Below are 21844 nucleotides of genomic sequence, written 5' to 3'. Positions count from 1 at the left end.
CTCACAATGAGTTTGAAAAAATTTATTTTCAGCCAGGCCGACCAACCGGTGGTCAAACCAAAAGAAGAAGTTGATCATACTTATAAAAAATTTCGCATTGAAATCATCACCTCTGTATTTATCTCTTATGCCGTATTTTACTTAACCCGCAAGAATTTCTCTGCGGCCATGCCAGCGATGTTAACGGATACGTCATTAACCGCACAAGATTTCGCTATCATGTCGTCGGTCTTTTACATTCTTTATGGCTCCATGAAGTTTGTAGGTGGCATGTTAGTCGATAAAATTAACCCACGAGCGATGACTGGCCCCGTACTTATTGGCGTCGGTATTGTTAACATTCTTTTCGGTTTTTCAGACAGCGTTGCTGCGTTCTATATCCTGTATAGCCTTAATGCTATTCTCCAGGGTACCAGTTTTCCGCCAATGGCAAAAATTATGGCCTCGTGGTTCTCGAAAAATGAACGCGGACGCTGGTGGGCAGTTGTTGAAGCTGCGCATAATATTGGCGGTAGTCTTGCGCCTCTCCTGACAAGCTTTGCCATTGCTTTTAGTGGCAGCTGGAAGATGGGCTTTTATGTTCCGGGTGTAATCTCACTGATTATGGGGATTGTTGCCTTGTTTACGATAAAAGATCGTCCCGGCACGCTCGGTTTGCCTAACGTCGGTAAGTGGCGCAACGACCCGACAGAACTTGCACAAGTTAAAGCAAGTCCGGTTGATCTCAGTTTTTGGCAAATATTCGTTAAATATATTCTTACCAACCCATTAGTTTGGCTCATTATCCTCGGGGATATGTCGGTCTATATTGCACGCACCATCCTCAATGACTGGCCACAAATTTATTATTCTCAGGTTCATAACTGGAGCCTGATTAAAGCGAACTCCATTATATCCTGGTTTGAAGCAGGTGGACTTGCTGGGGGATTACTGGCGGGGTACTTGTCCGATTTCATGTTTAAAAGTAACCGCTGGATGACAGGATTAATCTTTGCCATCGCTTTATGTATTTGCATCGTTCTCGTACCGCTGGTGCAGGACGTCTCCTACACATTAACGGCTATTCTGTTTACAATCATGGGGTTTGCATTGTATGGACCGCATATGTTATTCGCTGTCGGGTGTCTTGATGTTACGCATAAAGATGCGGCAGGTTCCATTACTGGATTCAGGGGCTTGTTTAGTTATTTAGGCGCGGCAATGGCAGGGCTTCCAGTTATTATGGTGAAAAACAGTTGGGAATGGTCAGGAGTGTATATTTACGCAGTCATTACCATTTTGCTGACAACATTTTCACTGGCCTTACTGGCAAAATTTCATCGGTTATAAAGCCAGAAGCGAATTTCTGGGATTATGCCCGGCGGGATCCACGCCGGGCATCTTCTCATCAGAAGCGATAATCCACTGCCATAAAGTAACGACGTCCGTCTTCGTTATAGCTGTAGTCGTCACGACTGAGATCCTTGTCGCCAAGGTTCAGCACACCCGCACGCAGTTTGACGTCTTTGGTCACCTGCCAGGCCGCGCCGGTATTCCAGATGGTATAACCGCCCGGAGTTTTAGCCGTCGCGCTGTCGGCGCGTTTCTGCCCGGTATAGTGACCAGAAACATAGAATGACCAGTCTTCCAGCGCCAGCGGTTTCCAGTCCAGCGTACCGTTAGCGGTATGGAACGGCAGATCGGACAACGGTTTGTTTTCGCCGTTGCTGACATCACGACCATCGTTGTAGGTGTAGTTGATCGACAGTTTCCATTCATCGTTGAACGGAATTTTCAGTTCGGTTTCCACGCCCTGAATACGTGCTTTGTTAACGTTGTAGTAGCTGAATACTGGCACACCGTCCGCTGTAAAACCGACAAAGTTTTGGTAACCCGGTGCAGCATTGACGTCAGACGTACGGCTGATGCTGATGCGATCTTTCACATCGTTACGGAAAACGGTAACGCTGGACTCCACCCCTTCCAGCCAGCCGTCTTCACCCATGTAGTAAAGCCCCAGCTCCCAACTTTCGCTGGTTTCAGGTTTCAGATCCGGGCTACCCACAATCTTGCATGCGCCACGGCAGGAATTGCTCGTCCAGTCAGGGCTAAGTTGCAACAGAGAAGGCGCTTTAAATGCCGTTGCCCAGCCCCCTTTCACCGTTACGGTGTCGGTGGCGTTATAAACCAGGTAGGCACGTGGACTCCAGTGTTCACCGTAGGTTTCATGATCGTCCATACGTACGCCGGTCGTCAGCGCCAGCGGCTCGAAGATCCGCCATTCATCTTCCACAAACAGCGCGTACTGGCTGGCAGACGTTTTGGAGCTGGTTCCCCCGGTCAGGTTCACCGCATCGCTAAGTTTGTCGTGACGCCATTCACCGCCAACCGTAACAAACTGATTAATCGCCGTCAGTGGCAACGTGTATTTACCATCGACCGTATTGCTTTCGGAAGTAATCGGGCTGCTGTTGCCAGGATTTTTGTTTTCGACTTTCTCACCGTAGTATTTCAGTTCGCTGGTACCGTAATCCCAACGCCCATTATGGCTGACGGAGTAGTTCTGACGTTCCAGGCGGTTTTTGTCCAGCGAGTCGGAATCACGATCCTGACGGTCAAAACCGTATCCGGCAGTAAAATCGTGATTTTGATTCGGTGTCCAGGCAAATTCCACATTGCCGTCGCGGCTGGAGAATCCTTCAATACGCGGCGTTTCTCCGGTATCGGTGGTCGTTGAGTTTTGTGGGTCATCCTTTTCACGTTTTGCCAGGCTGCCGTAAGCTTTCATTCCCAGCACGCCGTCAATTAATGGTCCGCTGGTAAAGAACTGACCGTTATAGGTATCACCGCGATCGCGATGTTCCTGAATGGTGGTATCGACAGTAACGGTACCCGACCATTTCTGACCGATTTTTTTGGTGATGATATTCACGACACCGCCGAGCGCATCGGAACCGTACAGCGACGACATCGGGCCACGGACCACTTCAATACGTTCGATGGAATCGACCGGGATCCAGTTCAGATCGAAATCATTGTGGCGGAAGACGGCATTGCGGGAGTTAACGCGTTTACCGTCGACGAGAATCAGGGTGTAGCTGCTGTCCAGACCACGAATACTAACGCCCTTACGGTTATCCCCTTCGTTCGTCAGTTGTACGCCAGGCACTTCTTTGAGGACATCCTTCAGATTCTGTACCGGTTTTCGCTGCAGGTCTTCCTGGGTAATGACGCTGATACTGGCGGGTGCATCTTTAAGGTTTTGCTCAACGGAAGATGCGGTGACAACCATCGTTTCGCCATCATCATCGACCGCTAACACAGGCCATGCACAAGAAATAGCGGACAAACACAGCCCGACCCGTACGAAGGGGTTAAACCTAAACATTCCATATCTCCATGAGGTAACTACGAAAATAAAATGGGTTATCGCTCACATCTTCTTCACGTCCCCTTGCGTACGGCAGCATCGCGGTGGACTTATTTGTATGCAGGTGATCATCCCAGAAAGCCGGAACAGCCCCTGATTTGTCAGCCTTTTTTGATTTCGGCGTAACGATAATGCAAACGATAACAATTATCAATCCAAATGTTAAAATTTATATCCGCATGATTCGTCAGGGAAATAGAATTGAAAAAGCCCTCTCGGTTGAGAGGGCTTAGCAAGGAAGGGAGGAAACTTATTTCTTATCGTTCTGCGGGAACTTCATTTCGCTGTAGCGTACGAAGTGAGTTCCTTTAATCAGCTTGTATCCGAACCAGATAATTAGGAACAGCGGGATACCAATATATGTTGCCGCTACGCCGCCCCAGTCAATGGTGTCTTTCAGGAACGCTTCGTAGTTCTGGCCCAGTGTGATAATCAGACACAGAATGAATGCGAAGATCGGCCCCAGTGGGAAGAAGCCTGAACGGTACGGCAGATCGTTAATGTCGTGTCCCTGCAATACGTAACCGCGACGGAAGCGGTAGTGACTAATCGCAATCCCCAGCCAGGCAATAAAGCCTGTCATACCAGAGGTGTTCAGCAACCACAGGTATACCGTCTGGTTACCAAACATCGAGGTCAGGAAGCACAGACCGGCAATCACCGTCGTCGCATACAGCGCGTTACGCGGCACGCCACCACGCGACAATTTAGCGAAAATGCGCGGCGCTTTACCGTCACACGCCAGGGTGTACAACATACGAGTAGACGCATACATACCGGAGTTACCCGCTGACAGCACCGCCGTCAGAATAACAGCGTTCATCACCGCCGCCGCAGAGAGCAGACCCGCGTGTTGGAATACCAGGGTGAACGGACTGACGCTGATGTCTTTCACATCATTACGCAGCAGGCTCGGATCGGTGTACGGAATAATCAGGCTGATGATCAGGATCGCGAACACATAGAACAACAGGATTCGCCAGAACACCTGACGTACCGCGCGTGGAATGTTTTTCGCCGGATCTTCGGACTCGCCTGCAGCAATACCGATCAGCTCGGTTCCCTGGAAAGAGAAGCCGACAATCATAGCTACGCCGATCATCGCCGCAAAACCACCAGCAAACGGTGCTTCGCCGATTGTCCAGTTGCTCCAGCCCGCAGGCTGTGCGCCTTTGAAGATACCGATAATCATCAGCACGCCGACAACAATAAAGACAATAACCGTCGTAACCTTGATCAGTGAGAACCAGTATTCTGCTTCACCAAAGCCACGGACCGAAATGTAGTTCAGCAGGAAGATAACGCCGAGGAACAGCGCACTCCAGATCCAACCGGGTGTATCCGGGAACCACCAGCTCATAACCAGCTGCGCAGCAACCAGGTCAACGGCGATAGTCACCGCCCAGTTGTACCAGTAGTTCCAGCCCAGCGCGAAGCCAAAGCCTTCTTCAACATAGTTCTGACCGTAAGTGGCAAACGAACCGGAAACCGGCATATATGCGGCCAGTTCACCGAGACTGGTCATCAGGAAGTAAACCATCAGGCCAATCAACATATACGAGAGCAATGCCCCGCCCGGACCTGCCTGAGAAATCGTTGCGCCAGAGGCAACAAAAAGACCTGTACCGATGGAACCGCCAATGGCAATCATCGTCAGGTGACGCGCCTTTAATTCACGGCGTAAGCCCGGCGCTTCTGTGGTTTTAGTTTCGGAAACCATACAAAAATGCTATCCATCTTAAAAATGAGGCGCGATTGTAGCAGACGATTGGCAATCCTTCCGGCAGAAATACACGGTTATAAGACACCTTCATGATCGCCCCGGGATTATAAGTAAAGCAGCCAATCTCTTTTCTGGCGAATGCATGCTGCGGGCGCTGCGTCACGAAATCGACACAGCACCAGCATGTTCTTGTACAGCAACTTAACGCGGTACATTCGCGGGATCGCAATAGTCCAGAAAGCGCCGTAGCGCGTTGGAAAGGTGTTTTTGCCGATGATGTATACGCCACAACGTACGCATCAGGCGCGGCAGAGGGACCGCAACTTCACTTAATGTGCCTGCCTGCAATTGATCTTCAATGACCCGTCGCGACAGGCAACTAATTCCCAATCCATGACGCACCGCATGTTTGATTGCCTCGGAGTTACCTAACTCCATCGCCATCTCAAACTTCGGTAAATGTGACAGCAACAGATAATCGACAATCTCCCGCGTGCCGGAACCGCGTTCACGCAGGATCCACGGCGCGGCGGCCAGCTGCTCTAAGGTGACCGGACCACGAGCCAACGGCGAAGTCGGGGCGGCGAAAACCACCAGTTCGTCTTCCAGCCACGGTTCAGAGATGATTTCAGTGCTGTGGCACGGTCCTTCAATAAAGCCAATATCAACGCGGAAATCCAGCACCGCTTGCATCACGTCCTGGCTGTTCCCAACGCTAAGTTCAATCGGCAACTGCGGATAATCATGGCGATAACGGGCAATGACTGCAGGCAGAATGTAGTTACCGATAGTACTACTGGCATAGATACGAATCGCGCCGTTGTCTTCGCGAAACAGTTGTTCGATTTCAACCGCCTGTTCAAGCAGTGCCAACGCTCGCGGATAGAGCAGCCGCCCGTGTTCATTAACTACCAGTCTTTTCCCCACGCGATCAAACAGTTGAACGCCAAGCTGCCCTTCCAGGTCGGTCAAGGCTGCGCTCACTGCTGATTGCGACAACGCCAGCATCACCGACGCCTGGGTGGTTGATCCACTTTTCAATACTTCTGCAAAAACTTCCAACTGCCGGAGGGTGATGTGCATAGTCGCTTACCACTTATAAAGATTAATTATAAATATATAATCAATTTTATTTTTAAACCAGTTAGTCGTAACCTTATGCCCGGTTAAAGGAGAGGGTTATGACGAATATCACCTTACAGAAACAACATCGTACACTGTGGCATTTTATTCCGGGGTTAGCCCTGAGTGCAGTTATCACCGGGGTCGCCCTGTGGGGTGGTTCCATTCCCGCGGTTGCGGGTGCCGGGTTTAGTGCCCTCACCCTCGCAATCTTGTTGGGGATGGTTTTAGGCAACACCATCTATCCGCACATCTGGAAAAGCTGTGACGGTGGCGTGCTGTTTGCCAAGCAATATTTATTACGTCTGGGTATCATTCTTTATGGCTTCCGTCTGACGTTCTCGCAAATTGCCGATGTCGGTATCAGTGGGATCATCATTGACGTGCTGACGCTGTCCAGTACCTTCCTGCTGGCTTGTTTCCTGGGGCAGAAAGTGTTTGGTCTGGATAAGCACACCAGCTGGTTGATCGGTGCCGGTAGCAGTATCTGTGGTGCTGCCGCGGTACTGGCGACTGAGCCGGTAGTGAAAGCGGAAGCCAGTAAAGTAACCGTGGCTGTTGCAACCGTTGTTATCTTCGGGACCGTCGCGATTTTCCTCTACCCGGCGATATACCCGCTGATGTCTCAATGGTTTAGTCCGGAAACTTTCGGTATCTACATTGGTTCTACTGTGCACGAAGTGGCGCAGGTGGTGGCGGCAGGTCATGCCATCAGCCCGGATGCAGAAAACGCAGCAGTTATTTCCAAAATGCTGCGCGTGATGATGCTGGCTCCGTTCCTCATCCTGCTGGCGGCGCGTGTTAAACAGCTGTCTGGGGCGAACAGCGGCGAGAAAAGCAAAATCACTATTCCGTGGTTTGCCATCTTGTTCATCGTAGTTGCCATCTTTAACTCGTTCCACCTGTTACCGCAGAGCGTAGTGAATATGCTGGTAACGCTGGATACCTTCCTGCTGGCAATGGCGATGGCGGCGCTGGGTCTGACCACTCACGTCAGCGCGCTGAAAAAAGCCGGGGCGAAACCTCTGCTGATGGCTCTGGTACTGTTTGCCTGGCTGATTGTTGGTGGTGGTGCGATTAACTATGTGATTCAAAGCGTCATCGCATAAACCACTACATCTTGCTCCTGTTAACCCGCTATCATTACCGTTTTCCTCCAGCGGGTTTAACAGGAGTCCTCGCATGAAATACATTGGAGCGCACGTTAGTGCTGCTGGCGGTCTGGCAAATGCCGCAATTCGCGCCGCCGAAATCGACGCAACCGCGTTTGCCTTGTTCACCAAAAACCAACGTCAGTGGCGTGCCGCACCGCTCACGACGCAAACCATCGATGAATTCAAAGCCGCCTGTGAAAAATATCACTACACATCGGCGCAAATTCTTCCCCACGACAGTTATCTGATTAACCTCGGACATCCAGTCACCGAAGCTCTGGAAAAATCGCGCGATGCGTTTATTGATGAAATGCAGCGTTGCGAACAACTGGGACTTTCTTTGCTCAACTTCCACCCAGGCAGCCATCTGATGCAGATTTCAGAAGAGGATTGCCTTGCGCATATTGCCGAATCCATCAACATTGCGCTGGATAAAACTCAAGGTGTGACAGCGGTGATTGAAAATACCGCCGGTCAGGGCAGCAACTTAGGGTTTAAATTCGAACATCTCGCGGCGATTATCGACGGCGTGGAAGATAAATCCCGCGTCGGCGTCTGCATTGATACCTGCCATGCTTTCGCTGCCGGGTATGATTTGCGTACTCCAGCCGAATGCGAGAAAACGTTCGCGGATTTTGCCCGTATTGTCGGCTTTAAGTATCTGCGCGGGATGCACCTTAACGATGCGAAAAGCACCTTTGGCAGCCGCGTTGACCGCCATCATAGCCTCGGTGAAGGCAATATCGGTCATGATGCGTTCCGCTGGATCATGCAGGACGACCGTTTCGACGGAATTCCGCTGATCCTTGAAACCATCAACCCGGATATCTGGGCAGAAGAGATCGCCTGGCTGAAAGCGCAACAAACTGAAAAAGCGGTAGCCTGAAGATGAATAACCGGGAGAAGGAGATCCTTGCAATATTAAGGCGTAACCCGCTGATTCAGCAGAACGAAATTGCGGATATGCTGCAAATCAGCCGTTCGCGTGTTGCAGCGCATATTATGGATTTAATGCGCAAAGGTCGGATTAAAGGCAAAGGTTACATTCTCACCGAGCAGGAATACTGCGTAGTGGTGGGGACAATCAATATGGATATTCGCGGGATGGCGGATATCCGTTACCCGCAAGCGGCTTCTCATCCCGGTACAATTCATTGCTCGGCAGGCGGCGTTGGACGCAATATCGCCCACAATCTGGCGCTGTTAGGCCGCGACGTCCATTTGCTTTCAGTGATTGGCGATGACTTTTATGGCGAAATGCTCCTGGAAGAAACGCGCCGCGCCGGCGTGAATGTCTCCGGCTGCGTTCGTTTACATGGTCAAAGCACATCGACGTATCTGGCAATTGCCAATCGAGACGATCAAACCGTGCTGGCGATTAACGATACCCATCTGCTGGATCAGTTGACACCGCAACTACTGAACGGGTCGCGCGATTTACTTCGTCATGCGGGCGTGGTACTGGCTGATTGCAACCTGACAGCCGAGGCGCTGGAGTGGGTCTTTACCCTCGCTGATGAAATCCCGGTGTTTGTCGATACCGTTTCAGAATTCAAAGCGGGCAAAATCAAACACTGGCTGGCGCATATTCACACTCTGAAACCCACTTTGCCGGAGCTGGAAATTTTATGGGGCCAGCCGATAACCCACGATGCTGATCGTAATGCCGCAGTGAATGCGTTGCATCAACAAGGCGTTCAGCAATTGTTTGTTTATTTGCCCGATGAGTCTGTTTATTGCAGCCAAAAGGATGGCGAACAATTTTTGCTGACTGCGCCAGCGCATACGACGGTAGACAGTTTTGGTGCTGACGATGGTTTTATGGCGGGCCTGGTGTATAGCTTTCTGGAAGGAAGCAGTTTCCGTGATAGTGCCCGTTTTGCGATGGCCTGCGCGGCAATTTCACGCGCCAGCGGCAGCTTAAACAACCCTACCCTGTCTGCCGATAACGCGCTTTCATTAGTGCCGATGGTGTAACAATCTTGCCGGATTCGACGCTTGACCGCGTCTTATCCGGCTCATAACTCGCGCACTACGCTAAGCCAATAAAGAATCCTGCAATGGTGGCACTCATCAGGTTAGAAAGTGTCGCCGCCGCCAGCGCGCGTAAACCAAGCTGGGCGATTTCCGGCGCACGGTGTGGCGCAACCGCAGAAAATGCGCCAACCACCACCCCGATAGAACCAAAGTTAGCGAAACCGCACAACGCGAAGGAAATAATCGCCACGGTTTTAGCATCCAGAGTGCCAGCTGTTTGCAGATAAGGTGAGAAATTGAGGTAAGCGACAAATTCATTAATCGCCAGTTTCTGTCCAATCAAACTCCCGGCAAGATTCGCATCACTCCAGTCAACCCCCATCACCCACGCCAGTGGAGCCAACAGGTAACCTAAAATGGACTCCAGCGAGGCATGTTCAAAACCAAACCAGCCGCCAACGCCGCCGATAATACCGTTAATCAACGCAATTATTGCAACAAATGCCATCACCACTGTCGCCACACCTGCGGCGATTTTCAGCCCGGTCATTGCCCCTGTAGCGGCGGCTTCAATAATGCTTTTTGGCGGTGTTTCGGTGAAAGAGAGGTTATTAAAGGAAACCTGAGAAGATTCGGTAGCCGGGCTTAACAGGCGGGCAAACAAGATCCCGCCGGGGATCGCCATTAACGATGCCGCCAGCAAATACTCCACTGGTACGCCCAGCGCGGCGTAACCAATCATCGTAGAACCGGCAATTGAGGCCATGCCGCTGCAAATAGCCGTAAACAGCTCATTGCGATTCAGACGATCGATAAAAGGTTTCACGATCGCCGGAATTTCGTTTTGCCCGAGGAAAATGGTAGTGACCGCGACGAATGACTCGATCTTGCTGATATTCAATGCTTTCTGGAATATACCGCCGAGAATGCGAATTAAGATCCCCATCACACCGATGTAGTAGAGAATACTCACCAGTGCAGTGACGAAGATAATTGCCGGTAATACCCTGAAACCAAAGATAAATCCTGCGCCATCAAATAAGGTGTCCATTTTCGGTCCGACCAGAGAACCGAAGATAAAAGCGCTACCTGCATCGCTGTACGCCATCACTTTATGCACGCCAAAAGCGACTTTTTCTGCGACCCAACACCCTGGCGGTAACCAAAGCATAATGCCGCCAATCACGACCTGTAACACTAACGCCGCGCCAACGGTACGCAGGCTGATCTTCTTCTTGTTTACTGACAGCAAAAACGCAATTGCCAGCAGTACCACCATTCCCAGAACACTTCTCATGACATCCATAGTTATTATCTCTTCATGTCATTTTGGGCGACGGCTTTCTGCCCATCAGAAATAGCCAGGCTTGCATCCAGCGATACCGGCCCGGCTTGATATCACCACTTAGTGGGTTTTGATGTAGCCGCGCACGCACTCTTCGACTAATCCCCAGAACCAGTCGGTATCAATAGTGATGCCGACTTTGGTATTGGCGGGCTTGCCAAGAACGCCCAGCTCGTCGCAGACGGTACGCCCGTAACAAGGGCCACTGTTAACGTCCACGTCGACGTACATATCCTGGGTTTTTATGCCATCAGGGTTAATCAGATAGCCGATACAGGTGGCGTCGTGCACCGGGCCGCCAGCCAGACCGTAGTTTTCGAACTGGGTTTTCAGAGTGAAGTTCATGATGTCGCTGAACAACTCTCCGGCAGGGCCGCCTGCTCTTTCCATCCGTGCAATCACGTCCGGAGTGCAAACGGTCTGGTTGGTGAGATCGAGGCCCATCATCACTAATGGAACGCCGGAGGTGAACACCACGCGTGCGGCTTCCGGGTCAGCAAAAATGTTGAACTCGGCAGATGGGGTGAAGTTGCCAGTACCGTAAGCGCCGCCCATCAGTACAATTTCACGGATTTTCGGCAGGATTGCGGGCTGCATACGCATTGCCACCGCGATATTTGAAAGCGGACCAACCGGCACCAGAGTGATATCGCCATCGCTTGCCATCAGGGTATCGATGATATATTTCACCGCATGGGTGTTTTCTGCCTGACGAGTCAGCGGTTCGAATACCGGGCCATCCAGCCCGGTTTCACCGTGAATATTATCGGCAACGATTTGTTGACGCATAATAGGTTGCGGCATCCCCGCATAAACCGGAACATTAATCTCCAGTTTCTGGCAAACATTCAGGCCATTAATTAATGTTTTATCGAGGGTTTGATTCCCCGCCACAATAGTGATACCTAATAAATCAATCGCCGGATGTTTCGCGGCCATCATTATGGCAATAGCATCATCATGACCCGGATCACAATCCAGAATAATTTTTCTCTTTTCCATTGTTTATTTCCTCTGTTTCCAGTTGCGTTATTTTTTCTACAGCAAAGAAAATTCGACCGGGCCGATGATTGAATCTTAACAACAGCGTACGTATGCTAAATATGAGAAATCTCATAGCGGATAAACATCGTGAAAGAAATCCACAATAATGATCTTAAGCAGCAATTGATGAGTGAGTCCGCGTATAAGGATTGCTTTTCAACGGATGTTTCAGCCGATACACGGCTGTTTCATTTTTTAGCGCGTGACTACATTGTGCAGGAAGGGCAACAGCCGTCATGGCTGTTTTACCTGACGCGAGGCCGCGCCAGGCTTTACGCCACGCTTGCAAATGGTCGCGTGTCGCTGATCGATTTCTTTGCCGCCCCCTGTTTTATTGGTGAGATTGAGTTAATCGATAAAGACCATGAACCACGTGCGGTGCAGGCGATTGAAGAGTGTTGGTGCCTTGCACTCCCCATGAAACATTACCGTCCGCTGTTATTAAACGACACGCTATTTTTACGAAAACTCTGCGTTACTTTAAGCCATAAAAATTATCGCAATATTGTTTCTTTAACTCAGAATCAATCATTTCCGTTAGTGAATCGCCTGGCAGCTTTTATATTACTCTCGCAGGAAGGTGATCTTTATCACGAAAAGCATACGCAAGCGGCAGAGTATTTGGGCGTTTCTTATCGACATCTTTTATATGTTCTCGCGCAATTCATTCATGACGGTTTATTAATTAAAAGCAAGAAAGGGTATCTGATTAAAAACAGAAAGAAGTTGTTAGGGCTGGCGCTGGAGATGGATCCGGAGAATAAATTCTCCGGGATGATGCAGTAAAAAATAATCTGGAATAGCGCGATTGCCGGATGCAACGCTTAATAAGCGCGTACATCCGGTAATGAAACTCAAGCTAAACCAATAAAGAACCCGGCAATGGTCGCGCTCATCAGGTTGGAAAGCGTTGCTGCTGCCAACGCCCGTAACCCAAGCTGAGCGATTTCCGGCGCGCGTTTTGGCGAAATAGCCGAAAACGCCCCAACGACAACACCGATAGAACCAAAGTTAGCAAAACCACAAAGCGCAAAGGAGATAATCGCAATGGTTTTCACTTCCAGCGTGCCGCCCGTTTGCAGGTATGGGGAGAAACTCAGGTAAGCGACGAATTCGTTAATCGCCAGTTTCTGCCCAATCAGGCTACCCGCAAGGTTGGCATCACTCCAGTCCACGCCCATGATCCACGCCAGCGGTGCCAGCACATAGCCAAAAATACTTTCCAGAGAGGCATTGGAAAAACCAAACCAGCCACCAATTCCGCCGATAATGCCGTTGATCAGCGCAATAATTGCCACAAACGCCATTACCACCGTCGCCACACCAGCGGCGATTTTCAACCCGGTCATCGCACCGCTCGCCGCCGCTTCGATAAAGCTTTTTGGCGGCGTTTCGCTGAACGACAGATTTTCAAATGTCACCTGCGAAGGCTCGGTGGCTGGGCTAAGAATACGTGCAAACAAAATACCACCAGGGATCGCCATCAGCGATGCCGCTAACAGGTAGTCAATTGGTACGCCCATTCCGGCATAACCAATCATCATCGAACCGGCAATGGACGCCATCCCGCTACAAATTGCCGTAAATAGCTCGTTGCGATTCATGCGATCGATAAACGGTTTAACGATCGCCGGGATCTCATTTTGCCCGAGGAAAATAGTGGTAACCGCAACAAAAGATTCGATTTTGCTGATGTTGAGGGCTTTCTGAAAAATACTGCCAAGAATGCGGATTAGCAGCCCCATCACGCCAATGTAGTACAGCAGGCTGATGAGCGCTGTGACGAAAATAATTGCCGGAAGTACGCGAAAGGCGAAGATAAAGCCTGCGCCATCAAACAGGACATCCATTTTCGGCCCGACCAGCGAACCAAAAATAAAGGCACTTCCGGCGTCACTGTAAGACATCACTTTATGTACGCCTAATGCCGCCTGCTCTACCGCCCATTTTCCCGGTGGGAAGTAGAGCATAATGCCACCAATAGCGATTTGCAGCAGCAATGCAGCTCCGACCGTGCGTACGCTGATACGCTTTTTATTCACTGACAATAAGAATGCAATTGCCAGCAATACCACCATACCCACCAAACTTCTCATTATATCCATAATGATTTTCCTTTCATGCCAGTAAACCCGGCGCAAGCGCCAGGTTTCGGTATGTATGATCAGTACGGGCGACGGCTTTCTGCCCGTCAGAAATTAACCCGCGAGACGCTGGTATTCTTTGGCAATTTCGCTCGCCAGAATGGCGTTGTTGAACACCAGTTGGATGTTGGATTTCAGGCTGTCACCGCCAGTCAGTTCAGCAACACGAGCCAGCAGGAACGGTGTACTTTCTTTACCAATAACGCCCTGCTCTTCGGCTTCGGCGACGGCTTGATCTATGGCTGCATTGATAGATTCCTCCGGCATCGCAAACTGTTCCGGGATCGGATTCGCCACTACCAGGCCGCCGTTCAAACCGGTTTGCCATTTCACTGCCATTGCACGAGCGATTTCCGTGGCACTATCAAGGCGAATACTGACTTCAAATGGGCTGGTACGGCAGAAAAACGCAGGCAGCGCTTTTGTCTGATAGCCAATTAACGGTACACCGAAGGTTTCTAAATATTCTGTTGTTAATCCTAAATCGAGAATAGATTTTGCACCGGCACAAACAACGGTGACATTAGTATTTGCCAGTTCCTGTAAATCGGCAGAAATATCGAATGTATGTTCCGCACCGCGATGCACACCACCAATCCCCCCCGTTGCAAATACTTTAATTCCTGCCAGTGCCGCGATAATCATCGTTGAAGCAACGGTGGTCGCGCCATTTTTTCCTGCAGCAACGACAAAAGGTAAATCACGGCGACTGACTTTCGTCACGTTATGTCCTTCACGGCCTAACAATTCAATTTCTTCTTTGCTCAAACCTACTTTCATGACACCACCAATAATGGCGATTGTTGCAGGTACAGCACCGTGCTTACGAATTGTGTCTTCTACTTCAATTGCCGTCTCAGCATTTTGCGGGAATGGCATACCATGCGAAATAATGGTTGATTCAAGAGCAACAATCGGTTTTTTATTTTTTAAAGCTTCTTGTACTTCGGCAGATATTTGTAATAGTTCAGGGGACAGAGTTAATTCAGACATTCGGTGTTCTCCACTAACGATGTAACATTGGCAATTGATAATTCAGGGTTGTTGGTATATTCACAGGCAAGTGCCATTGACGAACATCCCTGCGCAAATCGAACAGAATCGGTAAACGACATCCCGTCTACCCAACAGGAGGCCAGCCCCGCCATCATGGCGTCGCCTGCTCCGGTAACATTGATGACTTTGGTTTTGATGGGGGCAGACCAGCCACTTTCACCGCCGATATCACTGTAATAAACACCATCACCGCCCATGCTCAGCACCAGGCGGTTCAGGCCGTGTTGATGAAACCAGGCGGCGACCTTTGCGACATCTTCACGCCCAGACAGTGCAATTCCACTCAGGGTTTCCGCTTCAAGGCGGTTTGGCTTGAGAGTGTGGATCAGATTTAGACGGTCGCGCACTTTGACACATTTCCACGCAGAAACAGGATCGACAAATACGGGTACGTTGGCGGCATTATCCAGAATCCATGCCAGTGCCTCTTCACTGATATTACAGTCCGCGACAATGACCTTTGCCCTCTGAATAAATTCACGGTGCTGTGCGAGATATTCAGCTGTAATAGCGTTGCTAATATTCATGTCATTTATAGCAACCAGCATTTCACCGGTATTATCGAGTAATGATAAATAGCTCGACGTATTTTCTCCCGGCACAATCAGGCATTTATCGACATAAACGCCAGATTGATTGGTTTGCGTTAGCAGCGATTGACCATAAAAATCACTGCCTACGGCGCTCAGTAGCCAGGCTTTATTACCCAGCAACGCCAGGTTTTGTGCAATATTGCGCCCTACCCCACCAGGCGTAAATTTTATTTTACCTGGATTTGAATCCGCATAATTTAATGATTCATGTGAATATCCGGCGACATCAATATTCGCCGAGCCTATAATTACGACATAATCCTTTTCGCGCATAGCACGTCCTCTGGTAAAAAATTACCAACCCTGTCAATCCACAAGAATATAGATACTGCAAAGACGGTTTAAACATGTGTTCATATTTAAACATGTGCTCATAGTATGCATGTTTTACGTAAAGTAAATTGCCGCCAGAGAGGCAAAATAGGCAGATTTGAGCAGGCTCACAAAATGCGATTAAATGCCTGAATTACAAAAGTGAGGAATTTGTGACGGGATGCACAGAACAGGAACACTAAAAAAGGGCAGAAAATAATCTGCCCTTGAGGAAATAACCTTAGTGTTTGATGAACATTTCAGGTTTCTACTGAAAGATAAAACCATTTAAATTCATAAAATTACATTCACAAACTGGTCATTCCCTTTGCGCTCATCAAATGTTACAGGGCAGGAATTTTCTGCCCTGTAACACACCTTTTATTACGCTGCTTTCGCTACTGCGTCCACTTCCGGACGTTTCAGGAAGGCATAGGCCAAACCCGCCACCAGCGTACCGGCAATAATTGCTACCAGGTAACCCAGTACCGGCGTAATAGCGCCAGGGATCAGCAGAACAAACAGACCACCGTGCGGTGCCATCAGTTTCGCACCAATCGCCATTGAGATTGCGCCAGTCAGCGCCCCACCAACGATACAACACGGCAGCACACGCATCGGATCACGAGCAGCAAACGGAATTGCACCTTCCGAAATAAAGCACAGACCAAGAACCAGAGCGGCTTTGCCACCTTCCTGCTGCGCTTTGTCGAATTTGCGACGCGCCACCATTGTTGCCAGACCCATTGCCAGCGGTGGCACCATACCTGCCGCCATAATCGCCGCCATCGGGCCATAGGTTTGAGTACTCAGCAGACCCACACCGAATGCGTACGCTGCTTTATTTACCGGACCGCCCATGTCAGTACACATCATGCCACCGAGGATCGCCCCCAGCAGAACCGCATTCGCAGTCCCCATGGTCTGTAGCCAGTGAGTCAACCCTTCGAGAATGCCAGCAACCGGTTTACCGATCAGGTAGATCATCGCCAGACCGACCACCAGACTGGAAATTAGCGGAATGATCAGGATCGGTTTCAGCGCCTCCATACTCTGTGGCAGTTTCAGTTGCGTACTGATTAACTTCGCAATGTAACCAGCCAGGAAGCCCGCAATAATACCCCCAATGAAGCCAGAACCGGTGCTGACCGCCAGCATACCGCCAATCAGACCCGGCGTGAGACCCGGACGATCGGCAATGGAGAAGGCAATGTAACCTGCCAGTACCGGCACCATCAGCGCAAAGGCTGAACCACCACCAATCTGCATCAGCGCCGCTGCCAACGTACCCGGCTCTTTAAACGCTTCGATACCAAAAGCAAAAGAAAGCGCGATACACAGACCACCTGCAACGACCATCGGCAGCATGTAAGAGACGCCCGTCAGCAAGTGACGGTAAGCGCCTGCACCCTCTTTCTTACCTTCAGTGGTCGCTGTTTGAGCTTTGCCCGCCGGTTCATACGGCGTTGCTTCAGCAACCGCTTTATCCAGTTCCTGCGCGGTTTTCTTCAGCGCCAGACCGGTAGAGGTGCGATACATCGGTTTACCAGCAAATTTCGCCAGATCCACTTCGATATCTGCCGCCACAATCACCAGATCCGCTGCGGCTACTTCTTCAGGGGTGATCGCATTACCCGCGCCAACAGAACCACGGGTTTCAACTTTCACCCACCAGCCACGTTTTTTCGCTTCGGTTTCAATGGCTTCAGCCGCCATAAATGTGTGTGCTACGCCAGTCGGGCAAGCTGTCACCGCAACTACGCGTTTCGGACCGCTGGTGGCAACTGGTGCTGTCGCAGCGACCGGTGCAGTGTAAGGTTTCGCATGGCCTTTGGCTTCACTCAGGAACAGCTCAGGGTGCGCAACTGCCCGAGAAATATCGCCCAGCCAGACATTTTTACCGTTCAGCGCGCTGTCGTTCGGGATGGAATCACCGAGAACAATCGCCATTTCAGCGTCGTTCGGATTGTCGATGATTTCCAGTTTTGCTTTTCGCGCCGCCGCGCCCAGCAGGGTCTTCGCCATATAGGCGCGTGCCTGACCGAGATTAGCGTCAATAATCAGCAGCGTTTTCATTATGCCTCTCCTGCTGTCAGTTAAAAGGTTGTAAGTCGACGCGCGCCATCATTGCGGCCAACTGCGGACGATCGGTAATACCCACATTGCTTTGACTTACCGCCAGGGCTGCAACAGCTGTCGCCAGACGCAGTGTGTGTTCACTGGATTCACGCATCAGCAAGCCATAAATCAGGCCACCAACCATAGAATCCCCTGCGCCAACGGTGCTTACGACATCGACTGACGGTGGTTTGGCGATCCATTCGCCGGAGGCATTAACCCAAAGCGCGCCTTCGGCACCCAGTGAAATAACGACATGCGCGATACCTTGTTCACGCAGCGCATGCGCAGCTTCAATCACATCTTTCATTTCAGGCAGTTTACGGCCCGCCCAGATTTCCAGCTCGCGGCGGTTAGGTTTCACCAGCCACGGTGCCGCTTTCAAACCTGCCACTAATGCTTCACGGCTACTATCAAAGATAATGCAAGGACACTGACTACGCAGGCGAGTCATCCAGTCGGTGAACGCTTCCGGGCTGACGCCTGACGGTAAGCTTCCGCTGACACAGACCATATCGAACTGACCGAGCCAGCTCAGAGAATCAGTCACAAAGCGTTCCCAGTCTGCGGGGGTAACTTCAAAACCCGAGAAGTTGAAGTCGGTCACTTCGCCGTCTTTTTCCGTCAGCTTAACGTTAATTCGGGTGCGCCCCTGTACAACCTGGAAACGGTTGGCAATGCCCAGCTCGCTGAACAGTTGCTGAAAACCATCCTGATTGTCTTTACCGAGGAAGCCGCCAACGGTGACATCAATCCCCAGGTCTTTTAATACTTTGGCCACGTTGATGCCTTTACCCGCCGCATGCAGACCGGTGGTTTTCACCAGGTTCACTTCGCCGCGTTCAATTTCCGGGCAGAAACCAACAAGGTCATAAGCCGGATTAAGGGTGATAGTAGCAACACGTCTGCTCATTATGCGCCCTCCCCAAGACCAGCAGCGATAGCGTCGCCAATGGCTTTCAGCGCCTGCTCAGCATCTGCACCCTGGGCGGTAAAGCGTAGGCGATGACCTTTCTTAACGCCAAGTGCCACAACTTTCATCAGACTACGTCCGTTTGCCGGTTTGCCGGTGCCATCAAGGTTTGTCACGGTAATATCACTGTTAAATTGTTTAATAGTATTGACCAGCATGGTACCTGGACGAGCATGCAGGCCGTGTTCATTGCGCACCACAAACTCCGCGCTTAACACGTCGTCGGTCGGCGCATCATCGCTGGTCAGCAGCGCCAGCAACGTTGCCGCATCCGCTTTCAGCAAACGGTCAGCTTTATTGTCGAGCAACAAATCAGCGAGACGCTTAAGAACCGCGACGGGCTGATCGTCATTCATCGCCACACTCACCAGCATGGCTGCCGTTTCGCCGTCCACATCAAAAGCATTTGCCGCACGGCTTACCGCAATCGCGCTACGCAAATTGCCTTCAGCGCTATCGCTCAGCCAGATGCCCTGTCCGAGGTTCAGCGGTTGTTCATTGATAGCTTTAGTGACGAAGGTGGCGTCAACTGCCCCTGCTTCTTTCAGACGCGCAGCGTTAAGCGCCTGAAGCGTCAGCAGATCGCTGGCGACAATATCCAGCGTCAGCATTTCGTTATCGAGCTTCAGCTGCTCACTCTGCTTTTCGCCCATCAGCAACGCGCGAAGTTCTTCTGCTGTCGTTGCTGACTTCAGCTGTTCAGCAACGGAATCATCGCTCAGTACGTGGGTCAGCTGGCGTAACAGACCCAGATGTTCATCCGAGCTGGCAGCAATACCGATCGCCACGTACGCTACCTGGCCGTCACCCCAGGTGACGCCTTCCGGGAACTGAAATACCTGAACGCCGGTTTTCAGCACCTGATCGCGGGTGTCGGTAGTGCCGTGTGGAATAGCAATACCATTGCCGAGGAACGTAGAGGTTTGCTGTTCGCGCGCCAGCATGCCATTGACGTAGCCTTCAGCTACATTACCGGCCTGCACCAGCGCCGCAGCGACCTGGCGAATCGCCTCTTCTTTGTCTCCGGCCTTTTCGCCCGGATGGATGTCCTGTACGGATAACTGGAACATAGTTCTCCTCTCTTGCTGAATTGAAACGATTCAGCTTCTATGAGAAAAAAAGCGCCAACCTGGCTTAGGGTTAAAGACAAGATCGCGCTGAAACGTTTCAAGAAAGCATAATACTTCTGTTTCAGCACGCAAGGAAAGCCGTAAAGTAATGAGCAAAAGTTTGATGTGCTGCACAATTTTTTGTCATTTTTCCGAATTGCTGATGGGAAAATCCGTTATCAGCAATTTCATTTCAGCAGCGTCAGCAGCAAATCAGCAACAGTGAAATGGCATTTTGATTATTCGTGGCGCTTTTGATTTCGCTGTCTGTTTATTTTCTAACAAGCGGCGTAAACTCCGCGTCTTCCTCTTCCAGTGATCGACCAGCATGCATAACTCCCCCGCAGTCTCCAGCGCGAAATCGTTTGACCTGACCTCGACGGCGTTTTTAATCGTTGCCTTTCTCACCGGTATTGCGGGCGCTCTGCAAACCCCGACACTCAGTATTTTCCTTACCGATGAAGTACATGCCCGTCCGGCGATGGTGGGATTCTTCTTTACCGGCAGCGCTGTCATTGGGATTCTGGTCAGTCAGTTTCTCGCCGGGCGCTCTGATAAGCGCGGCGATCGCAAATCGCTGATTGTCTTTTGCTGCCTGTTAGGCGTGCTGGCCTGCACCCTTTTTGCCTGGAATCGCAACTACTTTGTTTTGCTATTCGTTGGCGTCTTTCTTAGCAGCTTTGGCTCGACCGCTAACCCGCAAATGTTTGCCCTTGCACGTGAACATGCCGACAAAACCGGACGTGAGGCGGTGATGTTCAGCTCTTTTTTACGCGCTCAGGTTTCACTGGCATGGGTCATTGGCCCGCCGCTGGCTTATGCCTTAGCGATGGGTTTCAGCTTTACGGTAATGTATCTGAGCGCAGCGGTAGCGTTTATTGTTTGCGGCGTGATGGTGTGGCTGTTTTTACCGTCGATGCAAAAAGAGCTTCCGCTGGCGACCGGCACGGTTGAAGCGCCGCGCCGTAACCGTCGCGATACGCTGCTGCTGTTTGTCATTTGTACATTGATGTGGGGCTCGAACAGCCTGTACATCATCAACATGCCGCTATTTATTATCAACGAACTGCATCTTCCCGAGAAACTGGCAGGCGTGATGATGGGGACCGCCGCCGGGCTGGAAATCCCGACCATGTTGATTGCCGGATATTTTGCCAAACGTCTGGGTAAGCGTTTCTTAATGCGCGTTGCTGCCGTGGGTGGCGTCTGTTTTTACGCAGGAATGCTGATGGCGCATTCACCTGCCATTCTGTTGGGCTTGCAGCTGCTAAATGCTATTTTTATTGGCATTCTGGGCGGCATCGGGATGCTCTATTTTCAGGATTTGATGCCCGGTCAGGCAGGTTCAGCCACCACGCTCTATACCAACACGTCGCGCGTGGGCTGGATCATCGCAGGATCTGTGGCGGGCATCGTCGCCGAGATCTGGAATTATCACGCTGTGTTCTGGTTTGCGATGGTGATGATTATCGCCACTCTGTTTTGCTTACTGCGGATTAAAGATGTTTAAGGCGCGGTCAGCATTTCCAGATCGATAAGCCAGGTCATTGCCTGCTGACGCGAGTTACCGCACATTTCAGCGCTGGCTTGTAACCCTGCACAGACTTTCGGCCGCAGTGGCGAGGTGAAAATTTTACAGCGCTGATACTCATCTAGCTGAATGCAGGGCGTATTGGCGGGCTTGCCATCTGGCATACCGGGAATAGGGCTGGAGATTGAGGGGGCAGTGCAACACGCCCCGCAACCCGGACGGCATTCCATACAT

At 50.8% G+C, this 21844-nt stretch carries 18 protein-coding genes; 6 read left to right on the top strand and 12 right to left on the bottom strand.

The features are described 5' to 3' along the window. Nucleotides 1–6: 6 nt before the first annotated feature. Nucleotides 7–1329, top strand: a complete 1323-nt coding sequence (locus BEB54_RS01420; RefSeq protein WP_000053687.1) for an MFS transporter — start codon at nt 7–9, stop codon at nt 1327–1329. 58 nt (nt 1330–1387) lie between these two features. Here the strand turns inward: BEB54_RS01420 and cirA are convergent, their stop codons facing one another. From cirA to yieE, 3 genes are all read right to left on the bottom strand, one after another. Beyond that, the gene (gene cirA / locus BEB54_RS01415) at nt 1388–3367 is read right to left on the bottom strand and encodes a catecholate siderophore receptor CirA (protein ID WP_105276868.1); all 1980 of its coding nucleotides are present in this window, start codon (nt 3365–3367) and stop codon (nt 1388–1390) included. A gap of 292 nt (nt 3368–3659) precedes the next feature. Continuing rightward, nucleotides 3660–5129: a lysine-specific permease gene (lysP, locus tag BEB54_RS01405; protein WP_000253276.1), complete on the bottom strand. Its 1470-nt coding sequence runs from the start codon at nt 5127–5129 to the stop codon at nt 3660–3662. A gap of 204 nt (nt 5130–5333) precedes the next feature. Continuing rightward, nucleotides 5334–6215 carry a DNA-binding transcriptional regulator YeiE gene (yieE, locus tag BEB54_RS01395; RefSeq protein WP_000548294.1) on the bottom strand — a complete coding sequence of 294 codons (882 nt, stop codon included), beginning with the start codon at nt 6213–6215 and terminating at the stop codon, nt 5334–5336. A gap of 98 nt (nt 6216–6313) precedes the next feature. On the opposite strand from yieE, the gene BEB54_RS01390 reads away from it, so the two are divergent. The 3 genes from BEB54_RS01390 to BEB54_RS01380 all read left to right on the top strand — a co-directional run bounded on the left by BEB54_RS01390 (nt 6314) and on the right by BEB54_RS01380 (nt 9385). Then, complete coding sequence (locus BEB54_RS01390) at nt 6314–7363, top strand: YeiH family protein (protein ID WP_000182053.1); 1050 nt, start codon at nt 6314–6316, stop codon at nt 7361–7363. A gap of 73 nt (nt 7364–7436) precedes the next feature. Beyond that, on the top strand, nt 7437–8294 hold the full coding sequence (gene nfo / locus BEB54_RS01385) for a deoxyribonuclease IV (protein ID WP_105282111.1): 858 nt from the start codon (nt 7437–7439) through the stop codon (nt 8292–8294). A gap of 2 nt (nt 8295–8296) precedes the next feature. Further along, nucleotides 8297–9385, top strand: coding sequence for a sugar kinase (locus tag BEB54_RS01380; RefSeq protein WP_105276867.1), 1089 nt, complete (start codon nt 8297–8299; stop codon nt 9383–9385). 55 nt (nt 9386–9440) lie between these two features. On the opposite strand, the gene BEB54_RS01375 is transcribed toward BEB54_RS01380, so the two are convergent. Continuing rightward, nucleotides 9441–10691 (bottom strand): NupC/NupG family nucleoside CNT transporter, encoded by a 1251-nt coding sequence (locus tag BEB54_RS01375; RefSeq protein WP_105276866.1) that lies wholly within the window; start codon nt 10689–10691, stop codon nt 9441–9443. A gap of 99 nt (nt 10692–10790) precedes the next feature. Beyond that, nucleotides 10791–11732, bottom strand: a complete 942-nt coding sequence (gene rihB, locus BEB54_RS01370; protein ID WP_105276865.1) for a ribosylpyrimidine nucleosidase — start codon at nt 11730–11732, stop codon at nt 10791–10793. A 129-nt stretch (nt 11733–11861) separates the two neighbouring features. Between rihB and BEB54_RS01365 the strand changes: the two genes are divergently transcribed. Continuing rightward, nucleotides 11862–12560 carry a transcriptional regulator YeiL gene (locus BEB54_RS01365; RefSeq protein ID WP_105276864.1) on the top strand — a complete coding sequence of 233 codons (699 nt, stop codon included), beginning with the start codon at nt 11862–11864 and terminating at the stop codon, nt 12558–12560. A gap of 68 nt (nt 12561–12628) precedes the next feature. Here BEB54_RS01365 and BEB54_RS01360 read toward each other — a convergent pair whose 3' ends face one another. The 6 genes from BEB54_RS01360 to fruB all read right to left on the bottom strand — a co-directional run bounded on the left by BEB54_RS01360 (nt 12629) and on the right by fruB (nt 20040). Continuing rightward, the gene (locus BEB54_RS01360; RefSeq protein ID WP_000353870.1) at nt 12629–13879 is read right to left on the bottom strand and encodes a NupC/NupG family nucleoside CNT transporter; all 1251 of its coding nucleotides are present in this window, start codon (nt 13877–13879) and stop codon (nt 12629–12631) included. A gap of 93 nt (nt 13880–13972) precedes the next feature. Then, nucleotides 13973–14911 carry a pseudouridine-5'-phosphate glycosidase gene (gene psuG, locus BEB54_RS01355; protein ID WP_105276863.1) on the bottom strand — a complete coding sequence of 313 codons (939 nt, stop codon included), beginning with the start codon at nt 14909–14911 and terminating at the stop codon, nt 13973–13975. Then, complete coding sequence (locus tag BEB54_RS01350) at nt 14899–15840, bottom strand: pseudouridine kinase (RefSeq protein ID WP_105276862.1); 942 nt, start codon at nt 15838–15840, stop codon at nt 14899–14901. The genes psuG and BEB54_RS01350 overlap by 13 nt, the downstream gene beginning before the upstream one ends. A gap of 423 nt (nt 15841–16263) precedes the next feature. After that, a complete protein-coding gene (fruA, locus tag BEB54_RS01345) occupies nt 16264–17955 on the bottom strand; it encodes a PTS fructose transporter subunit IIBC (RefSeq protein WP_000854458.1) in 1692 nt (563 codons plus the stop codon). A gap of 16 nt (nt 17956–17971) precedes the next feature. Then, nucleotides 17972–18910, bottom strand: a complete 939-nt coding sequence (fruK, locus tag BEB54_RS01340) for a 1-phosphofructokinase (protein ID WP_000091263.1) — start codon at nt 18908–18910, stop codon at nt 17972–17974. Beyond that, on the bottom strand, nt 18910–20040 hold the full coding sequence (gene fruB, locus BEB54_RS01335) for a fused PTS fructose transporter subunit IIA/HPr protein (protein ID WP_000487253.1): 1131 nt from the start codon (nt 20038–20040) through the stop codon (nt 18910–18912). Before fruB ends, fruK begins: the two co-directional genes overlap by 1 nt. A 367-nt stretch (nt 20041–20407) precedes the next feature. Between fruB and setB the strand changes: the two genes are divergently transcribed. Next, on the top strand, nt 20408–21589 hold the full coding sequence (gene setB / locus BEB54_RS01325) for a sugar efflux transporter SetB (protein WP_000551973.1): 1182 nt from the start codon (nt 20408–20410) through the stop codon (nt 21587–21589). On the opposite strand, the gene BEB54_RS01320 is transcribed toward setB, so the two are convergent. Further along, nucleotides 21586–21840, bottom strand: a complete 255-nt coding sequence (locus BEB54_RS01320) for a YkgJ family cysteine cluster protein (protein WP_001354771.1) — start codon at nt 21838–21840, stop codon at nt 21586–21588. The genes setB and BEB54_RS01320 overlap by 4 nt on opposite strands. Between the last annotated feature and the right edge of the window lie 4 nt (nt 21841–21844).

The organism is Escherichia sp. MOD1-EC6021, from assembly GCF_002965245.1.
GTDB lineage: Bacteria > Pseudomonadota > Gammaproteobacteria > Enterobacterales > Enterobacteriaceae > Escherichia > Escherichia coli_F.
The sequence above is the reverse complement of the archived record's forward strand: the minus strand, read 5'-3'. Positions and strand labels throughout refer to the sequence as shown.